Annotated in this window: 3 protein-coding genes; all 3 read right to left on the minus strand. The window is 65.3% G+C overall.

Features of this window, described 5'->3' with window-relative positions; translation table 11 throughout:
* Positions 1-82: 82 nt before the first annotated feature.
* Positions 83-1,480 carry an NAD(P)(+) transhydrogenase (Re/Si-specific) subunit beta gene (locus NDO48_RS28915; RefSeq protein WP_018429416.1) on the minus strand — a complete coding sequence of 466 codons (1,398 nt, stop codon included), beginning with the start codon at positions 1,478-1,480 and terminating at the stop codon, positions 83-85.
* Between the two features lies 1 nt (position 1,481).
* Positions 1,482-1,904: an NAD(P) transhydrogenase subunit alpha gene (locus NDO48_RS28920; RefSeq protein ID WP_018429417.1), complete on the minus strand. Its 423-nt coding sequence runs from the start codon at positions 1,902-1,904 to the stop codon at positions 1,482-1,484.
* A partial coding sequence (locus NDO48_RS28925; protein ID WP_267322870.1) for a Re/Si-specific NAD(P)(+) transhydrogenase subunit alpha occupies positions 1,904-3,175 on the minus strand: 1,272 nt, incomplete at its 5' end. The genes NDO48_RS28920 and NDO48_RS28925, both read right to left, overlap by 1 nt.

Consider the following 3,175-nt stretch of genomic DNA (forward strand, 5'->3'; position numbering starts at 1 on the left):
CACGATCGCAAAAGCAAAAAGCCCGGCGTTTTGCCGGGCTTTTCGTTGTCGGTGATGTCGATGGGCTGGCTGAGCTTTTGGCTCAGTGGTCCATGGCCTTGACGATCTCTTCGGTCATCTTCTTGGCGTCGCCGAGCAGCATCATGGTGCCGTCCTTGTAGAACAGCGTGTTGTCGATGCCGGCATAACCCGAGCCTAGGCTGCGCTTGACGAACAGGCAGGTGCGGGCCTTGTCGACGTCGAGGATCGGCATGCCGTAGATCGGCGAGCTCTTGTCGTCGCGCGCCGAGGGGTTGGTGACGTCGTTGGCGCCGATGACATAAGCGACGTCAGCCTGGGCGAACTCCGAGTTGATGTCTTCGAGTTCGAAGACCTCGTCGTAAGGCACGTTGGCTTCGGCCAGCAGCACGTTCATGTGCCCGGGCATGCGGCCTGCCACCGGGTGGATGGCGTATTTGACCTCAACGCCATTGGCCTTGAGCTTGTCGGCCATCTCGCGCAGCGCATGCTGGGCCTGGGCCACCGCCATGCCGTAGCCCGGCACGATGATGACCTTCTGGGCGTTCATCATCAGATAGGCCGCATCGTCGGCAGCGCCCGTCTTGACCGTGCGCTGGATGCCGTCGTCGGTTGCAGCCGCCGTCTCGCCGCCGAAGCCGCCGAGAATGACGGAGATGAACGAGCGGTTCATGCCCTTGCACATGATGTAGCTGAGGATCGCACCCGAGGAGCCGACCAGCGCGCCGGTGATGATCAGCGCCAGGTTGCCGAGCGTGAAGCCAAGTGCTGCTGCCGCCCAACCCGAATAGGAGTTGAGCATCGAGACGACCACCGGCATGTCGGCGCCGCCGATCGGGATGATCAACAGCACGCCGAGCGCCAGCGACAGGGCGACGATCAGCCAGAAGATGGTCGTCGACTGGGTGGTGACCAGAAGCACGATCAGCACGACCAGGCCGATGCCGAGAGCGGCGTTGATCAGGTGGCGGGCCGGCAGCATGATCGGCTTGCCCGACATGCGGCCGTCGAGCTTGAGGAAGGCGATGACCGAGCCGGTAAAGGTGATGGCGCCGATGGCGACACCGAGGCTCATCTCGACCAGGGCCTGGCCATGGATGGCGCCGACCGAGCCGATGCCGAAGCTTTCGGGCGCATAGATCGCGGCAGCCGCGACCATGACGGCGGCCAGACCGACGAGGCTGTGGAAGGCAGCGACCAGCTGCGGCATCGAGGTCATGGCGATGCGGCGGGCGGTGAGTGCTCCGACGCCGCCGCCGATGACCAGGCCAAGCACGATCAGGCCGAGGCCGGTCGCCGACGGCTTGGCCAGCGCCAGCGTGGTGGCGATGGCGATGGCCATGCCGATCATGCCGTAGGTGTTGCCCTTGCGGCTGGTGGTCGGATGCGACAGGCCGCGCAGCGCCAGGATGAACAGGATGCCGGAGACCAGGTAGAGGAAGGAAGCGAGGTTCACGTTCACGTCACTTGTCCTTCTTCTTGTACATGGCCAGCATGCGCTGGGTGACGAGGAAGCCGCCGAAGATGTTGACCGAGGCCAGCACCAAGGCGACGAAGCCGAAGCCGGTGGCAAGGCCGGAAGCGGCGATGCCGACGGCAAGCAGCGCGCCGACCACGATGACCGACGAGATGGCGTTGGTGACGGCCATCAAAGGCGTGTGCAGTGCCGGGGTCACCGACCACACGACGTAGTAGCCGACGAAGATCGCCAGAACGAAGATGGCGAAGCGGAACACGAACGGGTCGATCGCCCCGCCCGAAGCGGCATGGGCGACATTGCCCGCGGCTTCGACGGCGGCTTGCGAATTGGCCAGATCCTGGACGCCCAGACGCACGGCGGCAACCGCCTGGTCGAGCTGGTCGAGGGCTTTCTGAAGACCTTCCATCACGCGTCTCCCTCAGATGACTTCTTTGCGCCGGTTCTGGACGCAGCAGGCTTCTTTGCCGCTGCAGGCTTTTCCGATTTGGCAGCCGCCTTCTTCGGCGCAGCCTTGGCAGCACCGTCGGTCGCCGGGTCGTCGCCGCGGTTCTGGCCCGCAACGATCGGCTTTGGTTTTTCCGCTGCAGTCGACGCCGCAGCCGCCGCATTGGCGAAGTTGGGGTGAACCACCTTGCCGCCATCGGTCAGCATCGTCGCCTTGACCAGCTCGTCGTCGCGGTTGATGGCGATCTGCTTGGCGCCCTTGTCGATCAGCGTCTCGAGGAAGGCAAACAGGTTCTTGGCGTAGAGCAGCGACGCCGACGCCGCGACCCGGCCCGGCACGTTGAGATGGCCGACGATCTTGACCCCGTTGGCCGTGGTGACCACCTTGCCGGGCACAGCACCTTCGACATTGCCGCCGCGTTCGACGGCGAGGTCGACCAGCACCGAACCCGGCTTCATCGAAGCGACCACCTGGGCCGACACCAGCTTCGGCGCCGGACGGCCCGGGATCAGAGCGGTGGTGATGACGATGTCCTGCTTGGCGATGTGCTCGGCAGTCAGCGCCGCCTGCTTGGCCTGATACTCCTTCGACATCTCCTTGGCGTAGCCGCCAGCGGTCTCGGCGGCCTTGAACTCCTCGTCCTCGACGGCGAGGAACTTGGCGCCGAGCGAGGCGACCTGTTCCTTGACCGCCGGACGCACGTCCGTGGCCGTCACGATGGCGCCCATGCGGCGCGCGGTGGCGATCGCCTGCAGGCCGGCGACGCCGACACCCATGATGAACACCTTGGCAGCCGGCACCGTGCCGGCAGCGGTCATCATCATCGGCAGCGCCCGGTCATATTCGGAGGCGCCGTCGATGACAGCCTGGTAGCCGGCGAGGTTCGCCTGCGACGACAACACGTCCATCACCTGGGCACGCGTGATGCGCGGCATGAACTCCATGGCAAAGGCGGTCACGCCTGCCTTGGCCATCGCCGCGACCGCCGCGTCATGGCCATAAGGATCCATGGTGGCGAGCACGGCAGCGCCCGATTTGTAGGTCTTGAGCTCGGCCTCGCTCGGCCGCCGCACCTTCAGCACCACATCGGCCTTGGCCGCATCCGCAGCCTTGCCGATCTTTGCACCCGCAGCCTGGTAATCGGCATCGGTGATGCGCGACAAGGTCCCTGCCCCAGCCTCGACAATCACATCGAAGCCAAGTGCCGCCAGGCGTTTCACCGTCTCCGGCGA

This window comes from Aminobacter sp. MET-1 (genome assembly GCF_026521175.1).
Lineage (GTDB): Bacteria > Pseudomonadota > Alphaproteobacteria > Rhizobiales > Rhizobiaceae > Aminobacter.